Source organism: Pseudoalteromonas sp. PAB 2.2, from assembly GCF_001938575.1.
GTDB lineage: Bacteria > Pseudomonadota > Gammaproteobacteria > Enterobacterales > Alteromonadaceae > Pseudoalteromonas > Pseudoalteromonas lipolytica.
Genome location: NZ_LYPI01000024.1, coordinates 1 through 23,135, shown reverse-complemented (window position 1 = coordinate 23,135; position 23,135 = coordinate 1). Strand labels below are relative to the sequence as shown.

At 41.6% G+C, this 23,135-nt stretch carries 20 protein-coding genes and 1 rRNA gene; 19 read left to right on the top strand and 2 right to left on the bottom strand.

Annotated features, from left to right (window positions below):
• Nucleotides 1-16: 16 nt before the first annotated feature.
• Nucleotides 17-1,222 carry a PepSY domain-containing protein gene (locus BWD47_RS18770; protein WP_075594476.1) on the bottom strand — a complete coding sequence of 402 codons (1,206 nt, stop codon included), beginning with the start codon at nucleotides 1,220-1,222 and terminating at the stop codon, nucleotides 17-19.
• A 9-nt stretch (nucleotides 1,223-1,231) separates the two neighbouring features.
• Nucleotides 1,232-3,367, bottom strand: a complete 2,136-nt coding sequence (locus tag BWD47_RS18765) for a TonB-dependent siderophore receptor (RefSeq protein ID WP_065978281.1) — start codon at nucleotides 3,365-3,367, stop codon at nucleotides 1,232-1,234.
• Between the two features lie 208 nt (nucleotides 3,368-3,575).
• Here BWD47_RS18765 and mnmE point away from each other — a divergent pair, with 208 nt between their 5' ends.
• The 19 genes from mnmE to BWD47_RS18670 all read left to right on the top strand — a co-directional run.
• A complete protein-coding gene (gene mnmE / locus BWD47_RS18760) occupies nucleotides 3,576-4,940 on the top strand; it encodes a tRNA uridine-5-carboxymethylaminomethyl(34) synthesis GTPase MnmE (RefSeq protein ID WP_065978282.1) in 1,365 nt (454 codons plus the stop codon).
• 145 nt (nucleotides 4,941-5,085) lie between these two features.
• On the top strand, nucleotides 5,086-5,865 hold the full coding sequence (locus tag BWD47_RS18755; RefSeq protein ID WP_074989745.1) for an isocitrate lyase/phosphoenolpyruvate mutase family protein: 780 nt from the start codon (nucleotides 5,086-5,088) through the stop codon (nucleotides 5,863-5,865).
• Between the two features lie 547 nt (nucleotides 5,866-6,412).
• Nucleotides 6,413-6,859 carry an FMN-binding protein MioC gene (gene mioC, locus BWD47_RS18750; RefSeq protein WP_065978284.1) on the top strand — a complete coding sequence of 149 codons (447 nt, stop codon included), beginning with the start codon at nucleotides 6,413-6,415 and terminating at the stop codon, nucleotides 6,857-6,859.
• Nucleotides 6,860-7,287: 428 nt separating this feature from the next.
• Nucleotides 7,288-9,177, top strand: coding sequence for a tRNA uridine-5-carboxymethylaminomethyl(34) synthesis enzyme MnmG (mnmG, locus tag BWD47_RS18745; protein ID WP_074989744.1), 1,890 nt, complete (start codon nucleotides 7,288-7,290; stop codon nucleotides 9,175-9,177).
• A 15-nt stretch (nucleotides 9,178-9,192) separates the two neighbouring features.
• The gene (rsmG, locus tag BWD47_RS18740; protein WP_036973708.1) at nucleotides 9,193-9,813 is read left to right on the top strand and encodes a 16S rRNA (guanine(527)-N(7))-methyltransferase RsmG; all 621 of its coding nucleotides are present in this window, start codon (nucleotides 9,193-9,195) and stop codon (nucleotides 9,811-9,813) included.
• Between the two features lie 13 nt (nucleotides 9,814-9,826).
• Complete coding sequence (locus BWD47_RS18735; protein WP_036973709.1) at nucleotides 9,827-10,612, top strand: ParA family protein; 786 nt, start codon at nucleotides 9,827-9,829, stop codon at nucleotides 10,610-10,612.
• A gap of 20 nt (nucleotides 10,613-10,632) precedes the next feature.
• Entirely contained in the window at nucleotides 10,633-11,544 is a 912-nt protein-coding gene (locus BWD47_RS18730) for a ParB/RepB/Spo0J family partition protein (RefSeq protein WP_036973710.1), read from the top strand.
• Nucleotides 11,545-11,704: 160 nt separating this feature from the next.
• The gene (locus BWD47_RS18725) at nucleotides 11,705-12,085 is read left to right on the top strand and encodes an ATP synthase subunit I (protein WP_036973711.1); all 381 of its coding nucleotides are present in this window, start codon (nucleotides 11,705-11,707) and stop codon (nucleotides 12,083-12,085) included.
• A 15-nt stretch (nucleotides 12,086-12,100) separates the two neighbouring features.
• The gene (gene atpB, locus BWD47_RS18720) at nucleotides 12,101-12,958 is read left to right on the top strand and encodes a F0F1 ATP synthase subunit A (RefSeq protein WP_036973712.1); all 858 of its coding nucleotides are present in this window, start codon (nucleotides 12,101-12,103) and stop codon (nucleotides 12,956-12,958) included.
• 55 nt (nucleotides 12,959-13,013) lie between these two features.
• Nucleotides 13,014-13,247: a F0F1 ATP synthase subunit C gene (atpE, locus tag BWD47_RS18715; RefSeq protein ID WP_004335261.1), complete on the top strand. Its 234-nt coding sequence runs from the start codon at nucleotides 13,014-13,016 to the stop codon at nucleotides 13,245-13,247.
• A gap of 42 nt (nucleotides 13,248-13,289) precedes the next feature.
• Entirely contained in the window at nucleotides 13,290-13,760 is a 471-nt protein-coding gene (gene atpF / locus BWD47_RS18710; RefSeq protein ID WP_036973713.1) for a F0F1 ATP synthase subunit B, read from the top strand.
• Nucleotides 13,761-13,776: 16 nt separating this feature from the next.
• Nucleotides 13,777-14,310 carry a F0F1 ATP synthase subunit delta gene (gene atpH, locus BWD47_RS18705; RefSeq protein WP_036973714.1) on the top strand — a complete coding sequence of 178 codons (534 nt, stop codon included), beginning with the start codon at nucleotides 13,777-13,779 and terminating at the stop codon, nucleotides 14,308-14,310.
• 14 nt (nucleotides 14,311-14,324) lie between these two features.
• Entirely contained in the window at nucleotides 14,325-15,866 is a 1,542-nt protein-coding gene (atpA, locus tag BWD47_RS18700; protein WP_036973715.1) for a F0F1 ATP synthase subunit alpha, read from the top strand.
• A gap of 59 nt (nucleotides 15,867-15,925) precedes the next feature.
• On the top strand, nucleotides 15,926-16,786 hold the full coding sequence (atpG, locus tag BWD47_RS18695; RefSeq protein ID WP_036973716.1) for a F0F1 ATP synthase subunit gamma: 861 nt from the start codon (nucleotides 15,926-15,928) through the stop codon (nucleotides 16,784-16,786).
• A gap of 32 nt (nucleotides 16,787-16,818) precedes the next feature.
• A complete protein-coding gene (gene atpD / locus BWD47_RS18690; protein WP_036973717.1) occupies nucleotides 16,819-18,204 on the top strand; it encodes a F0F1 ATP synthase subunit beta in 1,386 nt (461 codons plus the stop codon).
• 13 nt (nucleotides 18,205-18,217) lie between these two features.
• Nucleotides 18,218-18,640 (top strand): F0F1 ATP synthase subunit epsilon, encoded by a 423-nt coding sequence (locus BWD47_RS18685; protein ID WP_036973718.1) that lies wholly within the window; start codon nucleotides 18,218-18,220, stop codon nucleotides 18,638-18,640.
• Between the two features lie 377 nt (nucleotides 18,641-19,017).
• The gene (glmU, locus tag BWD47_RS18680) at nucleotides 19,018-20,379 is read left to right on the top strand and encodes a bifunctional UDP-N-acetylglucosamine diphosphorylase/glucosamine-1-phosphate N-acetyltransferase GlmU (RefSeq protein ID WP_065978286.1); all 1,362 of its coding nucleotides are present in this window, start codon (nucleotides 19,018-19,020) and stop codon (nucleotides 20,377-20,379) included.
• Nucleotides 20,380-20,517: 138 nt separating this feature from the next.
• Complete coding sequence (locus BWD47_RS18675; protein WP_036973720.1) at nucleotides 20,518-22,302, top strand: choice-of-anchor I family protein; 1,785 nt, start codon at nucleotides 20,518-20,520, stop codon at nucleotides 22,300-22,302.
• A 605-nt stretch (nucleotides 22,303-22,907) separates the two neighbouring features.
• Nucleotides 22,908-23,135 (top strand): 16S ribosomal RNA (locus tag BWD47_RS18670); the annotation flags it as partial.

Here is a 23,135-nt window from a genome sequence, read left to right as displayed (position 1 = left end):
TAATGCCCAGTTATTTTTAACCGAGTACAGGTGCATAAAGCTGCTTTGGCACGCTACGTTCACTAACGCTAACGCTTGTTATTACCACAGAGCCTATAACCAAGCCTATGGCTATATAACCTGATACACCTAACCAGCTAGAAACGGTTGCTTTGCGTTTAACTCTCAGCCAGCTCATGTAAATTCCAACACCACTAACACCGCTCATCAAGCTACCAAAAATAGCCCAAATAAACTTTGTGCCTAGACCTGCAAAGTTTCCAAAATGCAGTGGATCAGCGGTGTCTTTTATACGTGGAACAAACGGCAAGTCTTGCCCTTTTTGAATGCCTAACACGGCCCCTGTGCTTGCATTTATATAGACGCGATTAGCGCGTAAGCGCAGTAAAATATCGTTATTATAGCCACGAACTTCGATAGGCTGTGCTGCTTTTTGTCCGTAACCAATGTAACGAATATCTAAACTAGGAAAAGCCTGTTGTGCTGCTTCGTATGCGGCCGTTAAAGATATTGGCATCATATTACTTGTCGACGCGCTTTGTTTTAGCGCAATAACCTTTGTAGGTTCTGCAACATAATGATCTACTTTGGCTGTTTGCAATCCATGCTCTATCAGATACCAAAGACCCGTTACCGCCATAACAGCAATAAACCACGTACTCCAAAGTCCTACAAGCTTATGCCAGTCTGCCCAACCATTGCGTTTATGCAATAAAAGTGGGGCTGGCTTTTTAAGAAAGCCTTGCCACCAGCGTCGGTAAACAAAAAAGCTCGAGACCAGTAATATAAGTACTAAGATACTTAAGCTTGTCACAATCAACTTACCAGTCCAGCCCATGGATAAATTCATATGCCAGTTACGTAAAAACCGCGATATTCGTGCCCACTCTCCTTCTCCTAATACTTCTCCTGAGGCAGCATCAAGATAAACAAACCGAAATGTATCATTTATTTTTAGCGCAACTTCTGTGGCTAAATAATCTTGCTTATGACGATGGATATACAGTACTTGTGCATTGGGATAATGCTTATTAAGACTGGATTCTATCGCGGGATAGTTAGTCATGGGTGAAGAGCTTAAAGCACGATATTTACTCTCAGTCAGGTACTCTATCTCGTGACTAAGGGTTGCTAACGTACCGGACACACAAATAACAAAAAGCAGGACCCCAACAACAAGTCCTGCCCACGAATGTAAGTTAAACCACTGCTTAGCGCTCACACGCCACCATTAAAAGCTGTATTTAGCACTTAAATAAACACGGCGTGGCTCACCGGGAAAATGCCCCGTACGTTCAATAAAGCCACTGCTTGCATATTCTTTATCAAACACATTTTTAACTGATAGCTGCCATTGCCAGTTATTTAAGGTCGTTTGCCATGCCATATTGTAGATAGTGTAAGGTTGAACACGTTGTCCGCCCAAGCTAAGCTGCTCATCAACATAGTCTAAACCTGCAGAAATAGATGACGATACGCGAGGTAGTTCATAGCGTGTCCAAATACCCAGGGTATTTTGCGGCGCATTGGCAAACTTATCACTGTTAGGAATTTGATTACGTATGCTGTCATTGGCTTTAGTGATACGGGTATCATTATAGGCATAACTTGCTGTCACAACCCAACGCTCGGTAATATCACCAACCACTTCGAGTTCAAACCCTTTACTTTGCACTTCGCCGACGGCCACTAAATCATCAACCCCATCGCCTGCAACATCACCCAACAAACTGGGTTGCAGAATATTTTTGCGCACAATGTCATAAGCGGCCATATTCACAGCTAAGCTATCATCAACAAGCTTCGTTCTTAAGCCCACCTCATTTATACGACTTGTTTCAGGAGCAAAAGGTCCGCCCTTGGCTGTTTCTTGATCGCTGGCACTTTGTGGTACAAAACCAGTACCATATAAGGCGTAAGGAAAGAAAGTATCATTAATATTGTAACTGGTGCCGACACGATAAGTGACATCGCTATCAGAAAACTCGGTCTGATTTAACTCATCTTTGTCTTCAAAGCGATCGTATCTTAACCCTGCGGTTATGCTCCAGTTGGCAGTGACATCAAGTTGGTCTTGCACATAAGCACCAAAGCGTGTGCTATGAGTACTGCCAAGTCTGGGTGTAATAGCATTGAGATCATAATCATCGCGAGACGTTAAACCATACTCGGGATCTTGAAGGTCAAGCCCAGGGACAGGCCCTCCTTTACTTTGTTGCGTAGCTGTGCGGTAAACACTTTCGAAATCATGCTCATACCAATCACTACCAAATAAGACTTGGTGTTGCATATTAGCAAATATAAACTCAGCTACCGCATTAGCGGTTAAGCTAAACCCTGTATTTTCACGAAGTTGATCACGAAATTCGCGGTGACTCCAATCAACAATGCCATCGCCATTGGTATCCACAAGCCCTCTCGGCTCATGGTAATTTTGCACTTCTTTATTATCAAAATAACGTGCTGTAATATCCGTACGCCATACATCATTAATGTCGTGTTTTAAAATAGCTTGATAAACATGCGCCTCAACATTTTGGAAATCAGTCGCTTCATTATGATTCCAGCTAATATCCGTAATAAAATGCCCATTATCATCAGCAGGCACCCCACGAAGGCGTGCTCCTCCTAATTCTTGCTCTATATACGTATATTGCGTTGTAAGCTCTGTTGCGCTGCTTATCAGCCAAGTATAACCAAGATCAACAATCGTATTATCACTGCTGGTATTAGCGCGAAATGGCTTTTCTGAATCACGATACAAACCAACACGATAAGCATGATTATCTAATGAGTCACTCAAGGGCCCTGTACTTTCTAATGCGCCACTAATAAAGTCATCATTACCAAGCTCAACTTCAATACTGTGCTTTTCAGTAAAGGTTGGCTTCTTGGTTACATAATTAATAATACCACCTGGATTACCGCTACCGTATATAGCACCCGCAGGCCCTTTTAACACCGCAACTTGTTCAATATTAAATAATTGTGGAACAGCAAAGCCGTTGAATGGATCGCCTTTGACACCATCATATAAAATTTCATCTTGGCGAAAACCACGAAATGTTACACCTGAATAACTAAAACCATTTACACCGGCAATATTACTGTATAAATCGGTAATCTGTCGGGCAGCCTGATCGTTAATCAGCTCCTGTGGCAAAATTTGAATAGACTGTGGGATCTTTTCAATCGGCGTATTAGTGCGGGTCCCGAAGCTTGACTCGGTTGGTCGATATAAAGAAAAAGCACGCCCTATTACATCGATTTTTTCGATTTCATTTTGATCTGACGTTTGTTGATTCTCAGCAACTGAAAAACCAGAAAAACTCGCGAGAACAGCTAATAATAAAGGAGAATAGCGCATATATTTTTAAATTATAAAGTAAGATGCAAATACCTTAATGAATATAATTATCATTTGCAATTAGTGTTTATTATTTATTAATGTTGAATAAAGTAAAACTAATAGCAACGACTAAGTTGGTATTTTTATACACCGCTATTCGCATGAAATTAAGCCATAGGTTACAATACAAACCAGCATCATTTTCAATATTGGCAATACTAAAAGCATGATTAATCAAGATACAATTGCAGCGCAAGCGACCGCACCCGGACGAGGTGGCGTTGGTATTATTCGCGTTTCTGGCAGCTTAGCCAAAACGGTAGCAGAGCATATTATTGGTCGCTGTCCTAAAACACGTTACGCAGACTATGTGCCTTTTAAGAGCTTAGACGGCGCACAGCTAGATCAAGGTATTGCCCTTTTCTTCCAAGGACCAAATTCTTTTACCGGTGAAGATGTACTTGAACTACAAGGACATGGCGGTCCTGTTGTACTCGATATGCTATTAAAAGAAATTAGCCATATTGAAGGTGTACGGTTAGCAAAACCAGGGGAATTCTCAGAACGTGCATTCATGAATGACAAGCTTGATTTAACACAAGCCGAAGCAATTGCCGACCTCATTAACGCAACCAGTGAGCAAGCTGCAAAAAGCGCCCTGCAATCTCTTCAAGGTGAGTTCTCAAAACACATAGAGATGCTGGTGGAAAAAGTCATTCATTTACGTATGTATGTTGAAGCAGCCATAGATTTTCCAGATGAAGAAATCGATTTTCTGACAGATGGAAAAGTAGCAAATGATCTCGATGCCATCATTCAACAACTTGATAATGTCACGCAACAAGCAAAGCAAGGGACGATAATGCGCGAAGGTATGCGTGTAGTCATTGCAGGTCGACCGAATGCGGGTAAATCAAGTTTATTAAATGCGTTAGCGGGTCGTGATGCAGCCATTGTTACCGACATAGCCGGCACCACACGAGACGTACTGCGAGAACATATTCATATAGATGGTATGCCGCTTCACATTATCGACACAGCCGGCCTTCGAGAAAGTCCAGACAAGGTAGAGCAAATTGGTATTGAACGCGCCTGGGAAGAAATTAATCAAGCCGATCGCGTGTTATTTATGTTAGATGGCACCGACACCGACGCTACAGATCCACATGCTATCTGGCCAGAGTTTATGTCTAAGTTACCACAAGGCATGGGCGTCACGGTGATCCGAAATAAAGCCGATATTTCGGGTGAAAATGTCGGTATGGATGAACATGATCAATACCCTGTCATTCGATTAAGCGCCAAAAATGCTGAAGGTATAGAGTTAGTTCGTACTCACTTAAAAGCATGTATCGGTTTTCAAGGCGCAACCGAAGGTGGCTTTATGGCCCGTCGTCGTCATCTCGATGCACTACACCATGCAGCGCATCATCTGCATACAGGTAAAGAGCAACTTGAACAGCATATTGCCGGTGAAATATTAGCTGAAGAGTTACGCTTAACTCAGCAGTTCCTAAATGAAATTACAGGTGAATTCACGTCTGATGATTTGCTCGGCAAAATATTTAGCTCGTTCTGTATCGGTAAATAAACGCCGGTCATCATTATTAGAAAAGAGTCGCAAGACTCTTTTCTTGTTCATAAACAGCACTTTCATTAACAGGTTCAGTGCCGAATACAGCCAGCAATAAATCTTACACTCATTAATCTATTGATGTCATTTATAGGAGGACATCATGGATAAATATCACATTTTTCATCAATTACATAAGCAACAAACAGGCTTTGTATTACCTAATGCATGGGATCTAAGCTCAGCGCAATTTATTCAAGCTTCAGGAGCAAAAGCCCTTGCAACAACAAGTTGGGGAATTGCCGCAAGTTATGGCTTACAAGATGGTGAGAAGATCCCATTTAGTTACCTACTATCGCTGGTCAAAACACTCATCAATCACCTCACTATCCCTTTATCTGTAGACATTGAGTCAGGCTATAGTAACGACGCACACGTAATTAGCCAGCATGTACTTAGCTTAGCCAAGTTAGGGGTTGTAGGTATAAATATAGAAGACTCTGACAAAGTAACATCACAGTTAAGATCGCTTGATCAACAGTGCACTATTATAGAGAAAATAAAGCAAACTCTGGATGAAAATGGCTTCGAAAAGCTCTTTATTAATGCCAGAACCGACACATATTTAATAGAAAAAGATCCCTATGAGCTGACATTAGCACGAGCAAAAGCCTATGAAAATGCAGGAGCAGACGGTGTGTTTGTACCTGGACTTTGCAAAATTGAACAGATAAAAATGCTGGTTAACGCACTTAATATTCCAATAAATGTGATGGCAATGGCAGATTTTAACTGCCCAAAAATAGCATTTGCTGGTGGGGTTAAACGATTTTCTTTGGGGAATTCTCTATATGATCTTGTTGGTGAAACGCTAAAAAAACACTTAACACAGCTTGGAAATAACGAGCCACCAGCCATAAAGCTGATCTTAAATACAATTTAGATCGGCGATTGGTAAAAATGTTATCCACATTTGGCCTGTTTTTAGATCTAAACAGCTAAACGATCACTATTTATCACTGTCATTTTTGTTATTCAGAGTAAATATGGCAGTTTTTTAGAGGTTTTTACCTTTAAAAACTAATTTTTTCGTTTATTTTTCGTTTTTTTCGATCGAATTTACCGATCGAAAAATACAATTCGATCGTTATCAACAAGCGATCTATCCACAAAACGATCTCACCAAATACCTCCCCCCGATCTGAGCGATTCTTTCAATTCAGATATTTAAAGATCAATCACTTAGCAAAGTTATGCACGTCTAGAAAATAGCCTTGATCAGAACTTTCCCCAAATTTACTAACAGCTTGATCAACGACTTTAAATTAGCGAAATAAATTAAAAACATTATAAATCAAAAACTTAAAACAAAATAAAAATTAAAGAGTGATTTTTGAACATAAAAACTTATTCAGATCGTAATTCAACACTTTACTCACACTACAAGTTCGTTATTATGTGCCCACTTAACTCATTACACGATCAACGACATGCAATCAGTAAATATCATTGTGGGTAGTCAAATGGGATCTGCCGAATATGTTGCAGAGCAGCTCGCTGAATCCCTTGAACAACAAGGGATTCAAGTAAAGCTTCATGAACAACCCGTTTTCAATGATATCGATCAACAAGACACTATCTGGCTATTATGCACATCGACTTATGGTGCCGGTGATTACCCTGAAAACTTACTTCCTTTTATTGAATCAGTTAACCAACAAATTGATTTAAAAGGATTAAAGTACAGTGTTATAGGTTTAGGTGACACCAGTTACGACACATATAACTACGCAGGCCGTCATATTGATGATTTATTTATAAGTAAAGGCGCAAGCCGCGTAGCAGAACGTTTAGAGCTAAATATATTAGATGAACAACTGCCAGAAGATACGGCCTTAGCCTGGCTACCCAGCTGGATCAAGTCTGTGGGTCTTTAAAGTATAGAGTGGCAAGATCTATTAAAAAAGTTACCCACAATTTACTGATAATTTAGATCAGATTGTGGATAAACACTGATTTACCTGCGTTTTTAACCTAGTTTATCCATTGGATAAGATCCATTCGATATTGCCCTGTGTATAAATAGGTCTTTTGATCAGAGCTTGTTAGCGGTTAGATCCGATCATATTAACACCTTTGGATCTGACTTAAGATCATGTTTTAAATATAGAACTAAACATTATCAACAGAAAACCGCTTCAGTAGTAGTAAGAGTAATAAAAGATCTCTTTAAAAGATCCTTTATATTATTAGAGATCACCCACTTAGATCTTGAGCACTGTTTAATCATTTATCTTCTCTAAATTTCTAGGTAGAATACGCTCCCTTTACAAAGTTTTGCTGGTCGATTAAGTAGGATCCATAAATGATTTTTCACGAAAGTTTTGATGTTATTGTTGTCGGTGGTGGACATGCAGGTACTGAAGCCGCATTAGCCTCTGCTCGCATGGGTATGAATACCCTATTGCTAACACATAATATGGATACCCTTGGTCAAATGTCATGCAATCCAGCTATTGGGGGCATTGGCAAAGGTCATTTGGTTAAAGAAATTGATGCACTCGGTGGTGCAATGGCACAAGCCATTGACAAAGGCGGTATTCAATTCCGTACTTTAAATTCATCAAAAGGCCCTGCGGTTAGAGCAACTCGTGCACAAGCTGATCGTGCTTTGTATAAAGCGGCTATTCAACATACTTTACAACACCAAGAAAATTTAAAGATCTTCCAGCAATCATGTGATGATCTTATTGTTGAAGGTGAACGTGTACTCGGTGTTGTTACCCAAATGGGACTTCGCTTCAGCGCCCCTACTGTTGTGCTTACAGTGGGCACTTTCTTAGGTGGCCAGATCCACATCGGTTTAGAAAACTTTAAAGGGGGTCGCGCAGGTGATCCACCATCAATTGCACTGGCACAACGTTTACGTGAATTACCTTTTAGAGTCGATCGTTTAAAAACGGGGACACCTCCACGTATTGATGCGCGTACTGTTGATTTCAGTAAAATGCAAGAACAACCAGGTGATACACCAATACCCGTGTTTTCATTTATGGGTAAGCAATCGGATCATCCACAGCAGATCCCGTGTTATATCACTTATACGAATGAAAAAACGCATGACGTGATCCGTAATAACTTACATCGTTCACCTATGTATTCAGGTGTTATTGAAGGTATTGGCCCACGTTACTGCCCTTCTATTGAAGATAAAATTGTTCGTTTTGCTGATAAAGACAAACACCAAATTTTTGTTGAACCTGAAGGTTTAACATCATACGAATTATACCCAAATGGTATTTCTACCAGTTTACCGTTTGATGTTCAGCTTGAAATTGTGCAATCAATTACTGGCTTTGAGAATGCACATATTTGTCGTCCTGGTTACGCAATTGAATATGACTTCTTTGACCCTCGTGATTTGAAACAATCATTAGAAACTAAATTTATCAACGGGTTATTCTTTGCTGGCCAAATTAATGGCACCACGGGCTATGAAGAAGCGGGTGCTCAAGGGTTGATTGCTGGTATGAACGCCGCATTGCAAGTACAAGGTAAAGAGCCTTGGACTCCGCGTCGTGATGAAGCATACACAGGGGTATTAATTGACGATTTAGCGACGCTAGGTACAAAAGAACCCTACCGTATGTTTACTAGCCGTGCTGAATACCGATTATTACTTCGCGAAGATAATGCTGATATTCGTTTAACTGCAAAAGGCCGTGAATTAGGCTTGGTTGATGATGCTCGTTGGGCTGCATTTAATGAAAAAATGGAGATTATCGAGAAAGAATCGCAACGCCTAAAAGAAACGTGGATCCATAAGGATCATGTTGCGGTTGATCAAGTAAACGCATTATTAAAAACGCCACTGACACGTGAAGCGAGTTTAGAGGATCTGATCCGTCGCCCTGAAATTCGTTATAACGATTTAATGGCCATTGAAGGATTAGGATCTGAATTTAATAACCAAGCTGCGCTTGAGCAAGTTGAGATCCATACAAAATACGCAGGCTACATTGCTCGTCAGCAAGACGAGATCAATAAACAATTGCGTCATGAGCAAACTGTATTACCAAAAGACTTTGATTACTCAACGGTTTCTGGTTTATCAAATGAAGTTGTTGCTAAATTAACAGATAGTCGTCCAGACACGATTGGTCAAGCGTCACGTATTTCAGGTATCACCCCTGCTGCTATTTCGCTATTATTAGTATATCTGAAAAAGCAAGGCTTACTACGTAAGACTGCGTAGTTGGTAAGGAATACAGTGTTACAACAACAATTAACGTCACTGTTAGCGCAAACTGATATTGCGCTAACAGAAAAACAACAGCAGCAACTCGTTCAGTATGTTGAATTATTAGACAAGTGGAATAAAGCGTACAATTTAACATCGGTGCGCTTACCTGAAGAGATGATGATTAAGCATATTATGGATAGCTTAGTTGTTGCGCCACACCTAAAAGGCAAACATTACATTGATGTTGGCACCGGTCCGGGTTTACCGGGTATCGTATTAGCCATTGCTTTACCTGACACACAATTTATTTTGTTAGATAGTTTAGGTAAGCGAGTACGCTTTTTGATGCAGGTAAAACACGCACTGGGTCTTGAAAATGTAACCCCAGTACAGTCTAGAGTTGAAGAATATCAACCAAGTGTTAAATTAGATGGTGTATTAAGTCGTGCATTCGCCTCTTTGCAAGATATGGTTGACTGGTGTTCGCACTTGATTGATCATTCGGGTAAATTTATCGCCTTAAAAGGTGTATTTCCGAGCGACGAACTTGACTCATTACCAGCGGGTATAAAGTTTGACGAAAAAATTAGCTTGGAAGTACCTGAGTTAGATGCGCAAAGGCATTTAATTATTCTATCTAAAGACTAGGGATCAGAGCACTGTGGCAAAAGTCATCGCATTAGCAAACCAAAAAGGGGGGGTTGGTAAAACAACCACCGCTGTAAATCTTGCGGCTTCTATGGCCGCGACAAAGCGTAAAGTGTTATTAATCGATCTTGACCCACAAGGGAACGCGACCATGGGCAGCGGTGTCGATAAATACGGTGACGTTGCAACTATTTATGACTTATTGATAGAAGAAACCCCAATCGAAGAAGTAATCAATAAAGAAACGTCAGGTGAATATCATTTAATTGCAGCTAATGGCGATGTCACAGCAGCTGAAGTTAAATTGATGGAATTATTTGCCCGTGAAGTGCGTTTACGTAATGCCCTTGAAAAAGTGCAAGACCAATACGACTTCATTTTTATTGACTGCCCACCTTCACTGAATATGCTAACGGTTAATGCGATGGCAGCAGCTGATTCTATTTTAGTGCCTATGCAATGTGAGTATTATGCCCTTGAAGGTTTAACTGCATTAATGGACACCATTACTCAGCTGTCGAAGTTGGTCAATCCGGCGTTAACAATTGAAGGTATTTTACGCACCATGTATGATCCGCGTAATCGCCTTGCAAATGACGTATCTGAACAATTAAAACAACATTTTGGCGATAAAGTTTATCGTACCGTTATCCCACGTAATGTCCGTTTAGCAGAAGCGCCGAGCTTTGGTGCCCCTGCCATGTATTATGACCGCGCATCAAGTGGTGCAAAAGCATACTTAGCCCTTGCCGGTGAAATGTTACGTAGAAAAGAGAAAACATCTTCAGCAGTAGCCTAACTTTGAGGTAAAAAAATAACATGTCTGCTAAAAAACGCGGTTTAGGCCGAGGACTCGACGCTTTATTAAGTTCATCAAAACCTGCCCCAAGTGCAGATAATCAGCAACAAAATGCAGTAACAACAGAGCCTGTATCAGATGCTGTGGCAGAGCAAAATAAAGGTGAACTGCAAAAATTAGCGATTGAGTTTTTACAGTCAGGTAAATATCAACCACGTAAAGACATGTCTGAAGAAGCATTGGAAGAGCTTGCAAGCTCGATTCGTGCGCAAGGCATAATTCAACCTATTGTTGTGCGCCCTATTGGTGCAAATAAATACGAAATTATTGCTGGTGAACGTCGTTGGCGTGCTGCTCAATTAGCTAAATTAGATAGCGTACCTTGTATTATCAAAGACGTACCTGATGAAGCGGCTGTTGCTATTGCACTTATTGAAAATATTCAACGCGAAGATTTAAATGCAATGGAAGAAGCCATTGCACTTAATCGTTTATTGAATGAGTTTGAGCTTACTCATCAGCAAGTGGCCGAAGCTGTTGGTAAATCTCGTACCACAGTGACTAATTTACTACGCCTAAATAATCTTAACGAAGATGTTAAAATACTGTTAGAGCATGGCGACATTGAAATGGGTCATGCACGTTGTTTATTAGCACTTGAAGGTGAAGCGCAGTCAGATGCGGCGCGATTAGCTGTCGCAAAAGCGTTAACTGTGCGTGAAACTGAAAAGCTTGTTCGTTCAATTTTAGAGCCCGCACCTCAAAAAGAAGTGCTCGAAAAAGATCCTGATGTCAAACAGTTAGAGCAAAAACTTGCCGAGAACTTAGGGGCTAAAGTAGAAATTAACTACAACAAAAAAGGCAAAGGCAAGCTGGTTATTTCGTACACAAGCTTTGATGAGTTAGATGGCATTTTAAGCCGTATAAATTAAGACTATTCCCGTCATTAATTAATAACATGTCCAAAAAGAGACATTTGTGGTGTTTTTGCGCTACAAAGGGTCGACTCAAGTTGCAAAACTGGTAGGAATCAGTATAATTTCGCCAGTTTTCATACCCTGACAATATGAACGTTCTTAAGGTTAATAAAACGTGACTAATAGGTTAGCAAAGCCATATAGGCTTGCCGCATTTAAATTAATTTGTCTTCAGGGTATCGTAGCGATAATCGCTGCAGTAATTGTTTTTGTAGGTTGGGGAGTCAATGCCGGCCAGTCAGCGCTAGCTGGCGGAGCTGTTGCACTACTCCCTAATTTTGTATTTGTCGTTTATGCATTCAGATATATGGGTGCAAGTCGGACAAATCAAGTGTATGCCTCGCTAAAGCGCGGCAACGGATTAAAATTTATGCTAACAATTGTGTTGTTTGCACTGATACTGAAGTCTTACACGGTCGTTTTATTACCGTTTTTTTGTGTGTATGTATTGGTGTTATTTAGCGGATTGTTCGCACCCGTTTTTTTTAATCATTAACTTTTGGGATATAACATGGCTGCAGAAGAAGTAACTCTATCAAGCCATATTCAGCACCACTTAACCAATGCTAAGATGTGCTCGACCGACGCTGGTCTAGCCTTCAATAAAGCGTGTGCGGACAGTGGCTTCTGGACATGGAACATAGATACCCTCGCATGGTCAATCGGTTTAGGTCTTGTATTTTTATGGATCTTCCGTAGTGCCGCTAAAAAAGCAAATACCGGTGTACCTGGTAAATTTCAATGCTTCATTGAAATGATCGTTGAATTCGTTGGCGACAACGTACGCGATACTTACCACGGCAAAAGTAGTTTAATTGCTCCATTAGCTCTAACGATTTTCGTTTGGGTGTTCTTAATGAACTTAATGGACTTGATCCCGGTTGATTTCCTACCTGCATTCGCTGGCTTCGTTGGTGAGCAAGCATTTGGTATGGACTCTCACGACGTATACATGAAAATTGTACCGACAACAGACATCAATATGACTGCTGCACTTGCTATTGGTGTATTCATTCTGATGATCGGTTACGCAATTAAAATCAAAGGGATTGGCGGTTTCTTAGCGGAACTAACACTGCACCCATTTAGCTCTAAAAACAAGCTGATGATGGTGTTCTTAATCCCATGTAACTTATTACTAGAAACAATCGCTTTAGTTGCTAAGCCGTTCTCGTTAGCACTGCGTTTATTCGGTAACTTATATGCTGGTGAGTTGATTTTCATCTTGATCGGCGCTGTTGGTTTAATGCAACTACCGTTGCACTTTATTTGGGCCGCATTCCACATCTTAGTAATCGTGCTACAAGCATTCGTATTTATGATGCTTACAATCGTTTACCTAAGCATGGCAAGCTCAGATAATCACTAATTTTTACACTTTTAAAATTTAATTTTAATTTACAATTGAAACTTTGGAGAAAAAAATGGAACTAGTATTAGGTCTTAAGTATATCGCTGTTGCTCTACTTATCGGCTTCGGTGCAATCGGTACTGCTATCGGCTTCGGTAACATGGGTGGTAAATTCCTAGAAGCATGTGCGCGTCAACCAGAGCTTGCACCTTCACTACAAGTTAAGATGTTCATCCTTGCTGGTCTAATCGATGCCGTAGCTATGATCGGTGTTGGTATCGCAATGGTATTGTTGTTCGTACTTTAATATTATTTTTTGAACAGCTTACTATTTTAAGGAGGAGCGGTCGTGAACTTAACAGCCACTCTTATCGGTGAATTAATTGCATTTACGGTATTCGTACTTTTCTGTATGAAATACGTATGGCCACCACTAAATGGTGCAATTGAAGCTCGCCAGAAGAAAATCGAAGATGGTTTAGCTGCCTCTGATAGAGCCGAAAAAGACTTAGAACTTGCGCAAAAGAAAGCTGCTGAGCAGCTTAAAGAGGCAAAAGCTCAAGCGGCTGATATCATTGAACAAGCTAAAAAGCGTGCCACGCTTATCGTTGACGAAGAAACTGTTCGTGGTCAACAAGAGCGTGAAAAAATTATTGCTCAAGGGCACTCTGAAATCGAAGCAGAGCGTAACCGTGTAACAGAAGAGCTACGTAAGAAAGTAGCAACTCTGGCCGTGGTTGGTGCTGAGAAGATTCTAGAGCGCGAAATCAATCAAGCCGCACACAGTGACATCGTTGAAAAACTTGTCGCTGAGCTGTAATTAGGAGGGTATGAGCATGTCTGAATTGGCTACTATCGCTCGCCCATACGCTAAAGCGGCTTTTGAACTTGCTGTTGAAAAAGGCACTGTTGAAAGTTGGAACGACATGCTGTTCTTTGCTGGCCAAGTTGCCAGCAACGAGCAAGCCGCTGCTGCGCTAGCTGGATTGCCTACTGCTACTGAAAAAGCAGGTCTTTTTATTAAGATCTGTGCAGAGCAGCTCAACGAACAAGGCCAAAACCTAGTTAAGGTAATGGCTGAAAATGGTCGTTTAGTTGCACTGCCTGCTGTTGCAGAGTTATTCGCTGAATTAAAAGCGGATTACGATAAAGAAACCGACGTAGACGTGGTTTCTGCAACACCGCTTTCTGCTGAGCAGCAAGCAACATTGGTAGCGGCACTTGAAAAACGTTTCGCACGCAAAGTTAAGCTGAATTGTAGTGAAGACGCTACAGTTGTTGGCGGCCTTATTATTAAGGCGGGTGACACTGTAATTGACGGCTCAGTACGCGGCAAGTTAGCCCGCTTAGCTACATCACTACAATCGTAATTGGGAAAAAGAGCATGCAACTTAATTCCACTGAAATTTCAGATCTGATCAAACAACGTATTGAGCAGTTCGAAGTTGTAAGTGAAGCTCGTAACGAAGGTACTATCGTATCTGTTACTGACGGTATCATCCGCATCCACGGTCTAGCTGACTGTATGCAAGGTGAGATGGTTGAGCTTCCTGGCAACCGTTATGCTATCGCACTAAACCTTGAGCGTGACTCAGTAGGTGCAGTAGTTATGGGTCCATACGCAGACCTTAAAGAAGGCGTAAAAGTTAAATCAACTGGTCGTATTTTAGAAGTTCCTGTTGGTCGTGGTCTACTTGGTCGTGTTGTTAACACTCTAGGTGCCCCTATCGATGGTAAAGGCGCTTTAGATAACGACGGTTTTGAACCTGTTGAGAAAATCGCACCAGGCGTAATCGAGCGCCAATCAGTAGATGAGCCAGTTCAAACTGGTTATAAATCTATTGATGCGATGATCCCAGTTGGTCGTGGTCAGCGTGAGCTTGTAATCGGTGACCGCCAAACAGGTAAAACTGCTTTAGCTATCGATGCAATCATCAACCAGAAGAACACAGGCGTTAAGTGTGTGTACGTAGCGGTTGGTCAAAAAGCATCTACAATTGCTAACGTAGTACGTAAATTAGAAGAGCACGGTGCACTTGAAAACACAATTATTGTGGTTGCATCGGCTTCTGAATCTGCGGCACTTCAGTACCTAGCACCATTTGCTGGTTGTACTATGGGTGAATACTTCCGTGACCGTGGTGAAGACGCATTAATCGTATATGATGATTTATCTAAGCAAGCTGTTGCTTACCGTCAAATCTCATTGCTACTTAAGCGTCCACCAGGCCGTGAAGCATACCCAGGTGACGTATTCTACCTTCACTCTCGTCTTCTAGAGCGTGCATCACGTGTAAACGCTGATTACGTTGAGAAGTTCACTAATGGTGAAGTGAAAGGTAAAACAGGTTCACTGACGGCATTGCCAATCATTGAAACTCAAGGCGGCGACGTTTCTGCGTTCGTACCGACAAACGTTATCTCTATCACCGATGGTCAGATCTTCTTAGAAACTGACTTATTCAACTCAGGTATCCGTCCAGCTGTTAACGCTGGTATCTCGGTATCGCGTGTTGGTGGTGCAGCGCAAACTAAAATCGTTAAGAAACTAGGTGGTGGTATCCGTCTAGCGTTAGCTCAGTACCGTGAATTAGCTGCGTTCTCGCAGTTCGCGTCTGACCTTGACGATGCAACACGTTCTCAATTAGAGCATGGTGAGCGCGTAACAGAGCTAATGAAGCAGAAACAGTACGCACCAATGTCTGTTGCTGAAATGTCTCTGTCGCTATTCGCAGCTGAAAAAGGCTACCTAAAAGACATCGAAATCGCGAAAATCGGTGACTTTGAAGCGGGCTTAATTTCTTATGCAAACAGCACATACGCAGAGCTAATGGCTCAAATCAATGAAACTGGTAACTACAACGCTGAGATTGAAGCGCAACTTAAAGAACTTCTAGAGAAGTTCAAGTCGACGCAAACTTGGTAATTTAGTTATGAATGGTGAGCTTTAGGCAACTAAAGCCCACCTGATTCGGAGAGAGAGTCATGGCCAGCGGAAAAGAGATTAAAAGCAAGATCGGGAGTATCAAGAATACTCAAAAGATCACCAGCGCAATGGAAATGGTTGCTGCGTCTAAAATGAAAAAGGCGCAAGAACGTGTGGCATCAAGCCGTCCATACGCTGAAAACTTACGCAAAGTGATTGGTCGTGTTGCTCAAGCAAATCTTGATTTTACTCACCCTTTTTTAGAAGAGCGTGAAGTAAAACGAGTTGGTTATATTGTTATCTCTACTGACCGTGGTCTATGTGGTGGCTTGAACTCTAACGAGTTCAAAAAAGTTGCCCTAGACGTGAAAGCGTGGAAAGAAAAAGGCGTTGATGCTGAATTTACTACTTTAGGTAGCAAAGCAGCAGGCTTTTTCCAACGTTTCGGCGGTAAGTTAGTCGCTAAAAAGGCGAACTTAGGAGATACACCTTCATTACAAGACGTTATTGGTCCTGTAAAAACGATGCTAGATGCATACTCTGAAGGCAAAATTGACCGCTTATACGTCGTATTTAACAAGTTTGTTAATACGATGAAGCAAGAGCCAACAATCGATCAGTTACTCCCTTTGCCAAAAGCTGAAGAAGAAGTATCTCAACATTCTTGGGATTACTTATATGAGCCAAACCCAGAAGCTATCTTAGAAGCTCTGTTAGTACGCTTTATTGAGTCTCAAGTATACCAAGGTGTAGTTGAGAACGCTGCCTCTGAACAGGCTGCCCGTATGGTTGCAATGAAAGCTGCAACTGATAATGCTGGCGACCTTATGGATGAGTTACAGCTTGTTTATAACAAGGCTCGTCAAGCTGCAATCACACAAGAAATCAGTGAGATTGTTGGCGGCTCGGCAGCAGTTTAACGCTTCGGCAAAGTTTAATGAGAGGAATAGACATGAGTTTAGGTAAGGTCGTCCAAATTATCGGCGCCGTTGTGGATATCGAATTTCCACAAGACAACGTGCCAGCCGTATATGACGCACTAAAAGTAACAGATGGCGACTTAGCGGGTTTAACTTTAGAAGTTCAACAACAGCTAGGTGGCGGTGTGGTACGTGGTATCGCACTTGGTACTACTGACGGTTTACGTCGTGGTACATCAGTAGAAGGTACAGGTCAGCCAATCCACGTTCCAGTAGGTACGAAGACACTAGGTCGTATCATGGACGTACTTGGTAACCCTATTGATGAAGCTGGTCCAATTGGTGAAGAAGAGCGTATGTCTATTCACCGTGCAGCGCCTTCTTATGAAGAACAATCAAGTTCAGTTGAACTTTTAGAGACGGGTATCAAGGTAATCGACCTTGTATGTCCATTCGCTAAAGGTGGTAAAGTTGGTCTATTCGGTGGTGCCGGTGTAGGTAAAACCGTAAACATGATGGAACTTATCCGTAACATCGCAATCGAGCACAGCGGCTACTCAGTATTCGCAGGTGTTGGTGAGCGTACACGTGAGGGTAATGACTTCTACCATGAGATGAACGACTCAAACGTACTAGATAAAGTATCACTAGTATACGGTCAAATGAATGAGCCACCGGGTAACCGTTTACGCGTAGCGTTAACAGGTCTTACGATGGCAGAGAAGTTCCGTGACGAAGGTCGTGACGTACTTTTCTTCGTTGATAACATCTACCGTTATACACTAGCGGGTACAGAGGTATCAGCACTTCTAGGTCGTATGCCATCAGCGGTAGGTTACCAGCCTACACTTGCTGAAGAAATGGGTGTACTTCAAGAGCGTATCGCATCAACTAAGACGGGTTCAATCACATCAATCCAAGCGGTATACGTACCTGCGGATGACTTAACTGACCCATCTCCAGCAACAACGTTTGCTCACTTAGATGCAACAGTAGTACTTTCTCGTGATATCGCGTCACTTGGTATCTACCCTGCGGTAGACCCACTTGATTCATCTTCACGTCAACTTGACCCATTAGTAATTGGTCAAGAGCACTACGATACAGCGCGTGGCGTTCAAACAGTTCTTCAACGTTATAAAGAACTGAAAGACATCATCGCAATCCTAGGTATGGACGAGCTTTCTGACGAAGATAAGCAAGTTGTATCTCGTGCACGTAAAATCCAGCGTTTCTTATCTCAGCCGTTCTTCGTTGCTGAGGTATTTACAGGCGCGCCTGGTAAATACGTGTCACTTAAAGACACAATTGCTGGCTTCAAAGGTATCTTAAACGGTGAGTTTGATGATATGCCAGAGCAAGCGTTCTACATGGTTGGCTCTATTGAAGAAGCTCAAGAAAAAGCCAAAAGCATGTAATTAGGAGGGTAGTATGGCGGCTATGACTGTACATCTTGACGTAGTAAGCGCAGAAGAGAGCTTGTTCTCTGGTCTGGTTGAATCGATTCAAGTAAGTGGTAGTGAAGGTGACCTTGGTGTTAACTATGGCCACGCTCCATTATTAACTGCCCTAAAACCTGGTATGGTACGTTTAGTTAAGCAATTTGGTCACGAAGACGTGATGTATGTTGCTGGCGGTACGCTAGAAGTTCAACCTGATCGTATTACGATTCTTGCTGATACAGCAGTACGTGGTGAAGATCTGGACGAGCAAGCGGCTGAAAAAGCGAAACGTGATGCTGAAGAGCAAATGGCGAATACGTCAACTGCTGAGTTAGATTATCAACAAGCTGCAGTGCAACTTGCTGAAGCAATCGCTCAACTTCGCGTAATTCAACAATTACGCAAAAAGTAAGCCTACTCGGTTTTGTAAAAGCCCACTTAATGTGGGCTTTTTTGTGCCTGTAATTTACTCAACATTTATGTAATATCAATCCGCAATAATACTGAATCATTTTGAGTGATTAAGTATTATTATAGACCACTTAATTAAGCACAATGGTATAAGCAAACTCGTTTAAAGCGCCCTATTCTTCGTTTAGTACTTATATCCTTCATCAAAGCCCGTTACAATGTGGTGTATTAAATGTGAATAAGTATTTCATCTAAGGTTCAGTCCTCTTTATTAGGATTGAGTATTTGCACATGACGTGACTTACCTAACCAAGGTTGACTTACTTATTACACTCATTAACAGCTCAACTAAAACAAAGAAAGAAGGATATTGTTTTAATGTCTCTGACAACCGTTATTCTCGCTGCGGGTAAAGGTACTCGTATGCGTTCAGCACTTCCAAAGGTGCTTCATAAAGTGGCTGGAAAGCCGATGGTGCAACATGTAATTGATAATGCCACGGCCTTAGGCGCACGTGAGACCAACTTAGTTTATGGCCACGGTCGCGATCAATTACAAGCCGCCCTTTCTCATAATCAAGTAAATTGGGTGCTACAAGAAGAACAACTTGGTACTGGCCATGCTGTCGCGGTCGCTAAAGAGCATATCGCTGATGATGATACCGTGTTGATTTTATACGGTGATGTTCCCCTTACAAAACGTGCGACGTTAGAAAAGTTACTTGCTGTTACGCCTAAAAACGGACTTGCAGTATTAACAGTAACATTAGACGACCCATCTGGTTATGGGCGTATGCTGCGTGAAAATGGCAAATTAGTCGGTATTATTGAGCAAAAAGATGCGACCGCTGAGCAATTAGCGATTAAAGAAATCAACACTGGCATTATGGCTGCCAATGGTGAATTACTGAAACGTTGGTTAAGTAACCTATCGAATAACAATGCTCAAGGTGAATACTACCTAACAGATATTGTTGCCATGGCTCACAGTGAAGGCGTTGAAATCACCTCTGCACAACCTGAGCATCCAATGGAAGTTGAAGGCGCAAACAACCGTGTACAACTAGCGGCACTTGAGCGTGCTTATCAAGCATGGCAAGCAGAGGAGCTGATGTTAAACGGTGCCACCCTTGCCGACCCTGCACGCATTGATGTACGCGGTGAAGTAACAACGGGTGAAGATGTACTTATTGATGTTAATGTTATTTTTGAAGGTAAAGTAACACTGGGTAATAATGTACAAATAGGTCCTAATTGCGTACTTAAAGACTGCACCATTGGTGATAACGTTATTATTAAAGCCAATTCATTAGTCGAAGAAGCAACTGTTGCGACTAAATGTACTTTAGGTCCATTTGCACGACTGCGTCCTGGTGCCATTATGGAAGAAGATTCTCACATTGGTAATTTTGTCGAAATGAAAAAGACCCGCTTAGGTAAGGGCTCAAAAGCAAACCACCTTACTTATTTAGGTGATGCTGAAATCGGCGAAAAGGTAAATATTGGTGCGGGTACCATTACCTGTAACTACGACGGTGTAAATAAATCAAAAACCATCATCGGTGATAACGCCTTTATTGGTTCAAACTCATCGCTTGTCGCTCCTGTGAATATTGGTTCAACAGCAACGATTGGTGCGGGCTCTGTGATCACTAATACTGTTGAAGATGAACAACTGGCGGTAGCGCGTGGTAAACAGCGTAATCTCAGTGGTTGGAAGCGCCCTGTTAAAAAACAGTAAGCTGCATTATACCTAATTGAAAAAGGCGAGTTCACACTCGCTTTTTTTATGCCCGGATTTTGTCCACATAAAAATGCCATATTGTTGTCATGCCTGTGTGTTGTTATGTAGTAAATACAACACAAAGGAAAAATAATAATGTTAAAAAGATCAATGCTTGCTCTGTCACTGTTGTCTATTCTTACGGGTTGCTCATTAGAGGGAGATGATGGAAAAGATGGTTTACAAGGTGAGCAAGGTCCCGCAGGGCAAGATGGTGTTAATGGCACTAATGCACATTCACCTTTAAATATTCATCTTATTGGCCGTGCAGTATTAAATGCACAAAGCCCAGAAGGTGCCGCAGAGATTGTGGCCTATCAAGCGGCTAAAAAAAGAATTTTTGCAATTAATAGTTCGGGTGATTCTGCAGTGGTTAATATCATTCCGGCTGATAGCTTTGACAGAGCTGCGCTCGTAAAGGATAACGAAGGCGTTGTAAACGGCACTAATTTAGCCTCTGCAATTACCGTGTCTCTTAATGAGCACAGTGCGGGTGATGCAAACAGTATCGCCATCGATGAAAATAACGAATTACTTGCTGTAGCTATGGCTGCAAAAACAACGGGTGATGCAGGGCTTATCGCATTTTATGATATTAGTGGCGACGAGCCTCAGTTTATTAAGAATGTATCTGTAGGCGCCCTGCCCGACATGGTTACCTTTAGCCATGATGGTAATAAAGTACTGGTTGCAAACGAAGGCGAACCGAATGGGGATTACAGTATTGATCCTGAAGGCTCAATTAGCATCATTAACATCAATGATGGCGTGATTGCTGACACTGCTATTAGCATCACCTTCGCAGCCTATAACGATAAACAAGCAGAGCTTGAAGAATTAGGGATTGTTTTTGCTAATCCGACAGGTCGTACAATCAACGGCAAGCTAATTAATACAACCGTAGCTATGGATTTAGAGCCTGAGTACATCAGCATCTCTAAAGACAATAAGTTTGCCTACGTTTCACTACAAGAAAATAATGCCCTGGCTATCGTTAATTTGGAAAATAATAGCTTAGAGCTAAAAGGGTTAGGCTTCAAAGACTGGTCTAATTTACTCATTGATGCATCAGATAAAGATGGAGGGGTGAACTTTAAATCATACCCAGGCTTATATGGTATGTATCAACCCGATACTATCGCTAGTTTCAGCTGGAAAGGTGCAAATTTCATCGTTACAGCTAACGAAGGCGATGCACGAGAATACTTCTTTGACACAGCCGACGAAGCTGATTGTATAGCAAAAGGTGGTCTTGACTATGATGAAGATGATGGCTGCTTATCTTATATAGATGAAACCAGAGCTAAAGACTTAACGCTGGCAAGCAATTTTGATTATCTGAACAACGACAACACTGATATTGGCCGCCTAAAAGTGACCACAGTTAAAGGTGATGAAGATAACGATGGTGAATACGAGTCACTCTATGCGTACGGAGCCCGCTCATTTTCTATTTGGGATAGTAATGGCATGGTGGTTTTTGATTCTGGTGACCAAATTTCACGTATTACCGCATCAGTTCACGGCGAAGCATTTAACAATAATGAAGATGAAAATGCCGGTGATACCCGCTCAGATGACAAAGGGGCTGAACCTGAAGCATTAGCACTGGGTACTATTGGTGAGCGTACATTTGCATTTATTGGTTTAGAGCGTATGGGTGGCATTATGGTGTTTGATATTACTAATCCATACAATGTGACATTCCAAGATTACTTTTTTAACCGTGGCTTAGAAGCCGGTGCAGAAATAACCGGTGATCTTGCCCCTGAAGGGATGGCATTTATACCTGCAGAACAAAGTGCAACGAATGAAGCATTACTTGTCGTAGGTAATGAAATCTCGGGCTCAATCGCTGTGTGGGAAATTTCCACTAAGTAATCCAACTAGTAAAATAAAAGCGATAGACTGATTTTAAAGTATATCGCTTTTTCATTTGCCCTTTAATGAACATAAAAGTGACTGATTTTTGAGCTGAAATACTCCTGCAGCCCTTTGTTTGTATGATTATTGTACAAAATTGAAATTAATTAAATAAAACTGAAATAAAGCGTTGACGGCCTCCAGATAATCCCTATAATGCGCATCCACTGACACGGCGGGCAGCAACGAAAGACGCTGAACAACGTAGCAGAGAGTTAAGTAAAACTTCGGTTTTAAGTCTTCGAAAGAAAGTTTAAAATTAAGTGTTGACTCGAAAAATTAAGGATGTATTATACGCATCCCTCGAGACGCGAAAGCAACTCGAAACGTTCTTTAACAATATAAAGCAATCATCTGTGTGGGCACTCGTACAGATTGAGTTCTAACAGTCGAGCTACTTAGGTAGTAAGACAAAAAAATTTAGAGTCTCAATTTAAACTGAGTGACCAACAGAAATAAGTTTACTTATTTCAGCACAGTCAATTCAACATCGAAAAATGTTAAATAAATTCAGAATTCATTGAGCATGTCCGCTCCCTTATGGGAAGGACAGAAAAAACTTTTAATTGAAGAGTTTGATCATGGCTCAGATTGAACGCTGGCGGCAGGCCTAACACATGCAAGTCGAGCGGTAACAGAGAGTAGCTTGCTACTCTGCTGACGAGCGGCGGACGGGTGAGTAATGCTTGGGAATGTACCTTATGGTGGGGGACAACAGTTGGAAACGACTGCTAATACCGCATAATGTCTTCGGACCAAAGCGGGGGACCTTCGGGCCTCGCGCCATAAGA

Coding starts and splice junctions, on each gene's coding strand:
- BWD47_RS18730 (WP_036973710.1), top strand. CDS start 10,633: ATGTCTGCTAAAAAACGCGGTTTAGGCCGAGGACTCGACGCTTTATTA.
- BWD47_RS18755 (WP_074989745.1), top strand. CDS start 5,086: ATGGATAAATATCACATTTTTCATCAATTACATAAGCAACAAACAGGC.
- BWD47_RS18675 (WP_036973720.1), top strand. CDS start 20,518: ATGTTAAAAAGATCAATGCTTGCTCTGTCACTGTTGTCTATTCTTACG.
- atpB (WP_036973712.1), top strand. CDS start 12,101: ATGGCTGCAGAAGAAGTAACTCTATCAAGCCATATTCAGCACCACTTA.
- mnmE (WP_065978282.1), top strand. CDS start 3,576: ATGATTAATCAAGATACAATTGCAGCGCAAGCGACCGCACCCGGACGA.
- atpA (WP_036973715.1), top strand. CDS start 14,325: ATGCAACTTAATTCCACTGAAATTTCAGATCTGATCAAACAACGTATT.
- atpE (WP_004335261.1), top strand. CDS start 13,014: ATGGAACTAGTATTAGGTCTTAAGTATATCGCTGTTGCTCTACTTATC.
- atpH (WP_036973714.1), top strand. CDS start 13,777: ATGTCTGAATTGGCTACTATCGCTCGCCCATACGCTAAAGCGGCTTTT.
- glmU (WP_065978286.1), top strand. CDS start 19,018: ATGTCTCTGACAACCGTTATTCTCGCTGCGGGTAAAGGTACTCGTATG.
- atpD (WP_036973717.1), top strand. CDS start 16,819: ATGAGTTTAGGTAAGGTCGTCCAAATTATCGGCGCCGTTGTGGATATC.
- BWD47_RS18765 (WP_065978281.1), bottom strand. CDS start 3,367: ATGCGCTATTCTCCTTTATTATTAGCTGTTCTCGCGAGTTTTTCTGGT.
- BWD47_RS18685 (WP_036973718.1), top strand. CDS start 18,218: ATGGCGGCTATGACTGTACATCTTGACGTAGTAAGCGCAGAAGAGAGC.
- mioC (WP_065978284.1), top strand. CDS start 6,413: ATGCAATCAGTAAATATCATTGTGGGTAGTCAAATGGGATCTGCCGAA.
- atpG (WP_036973716.1), top strand. CDS start 15,926: ATGGCCAGCGGAAAAGAGATTAAAAGCAAGATCGGGAGTATCAAGAAT.
- mnmG (WP_074989744.1), top strand. CDS start 7,288: ATGATTTTTCACGAAAGTTTTGATGTTATTGTTGTCGGTGGTGGACAT.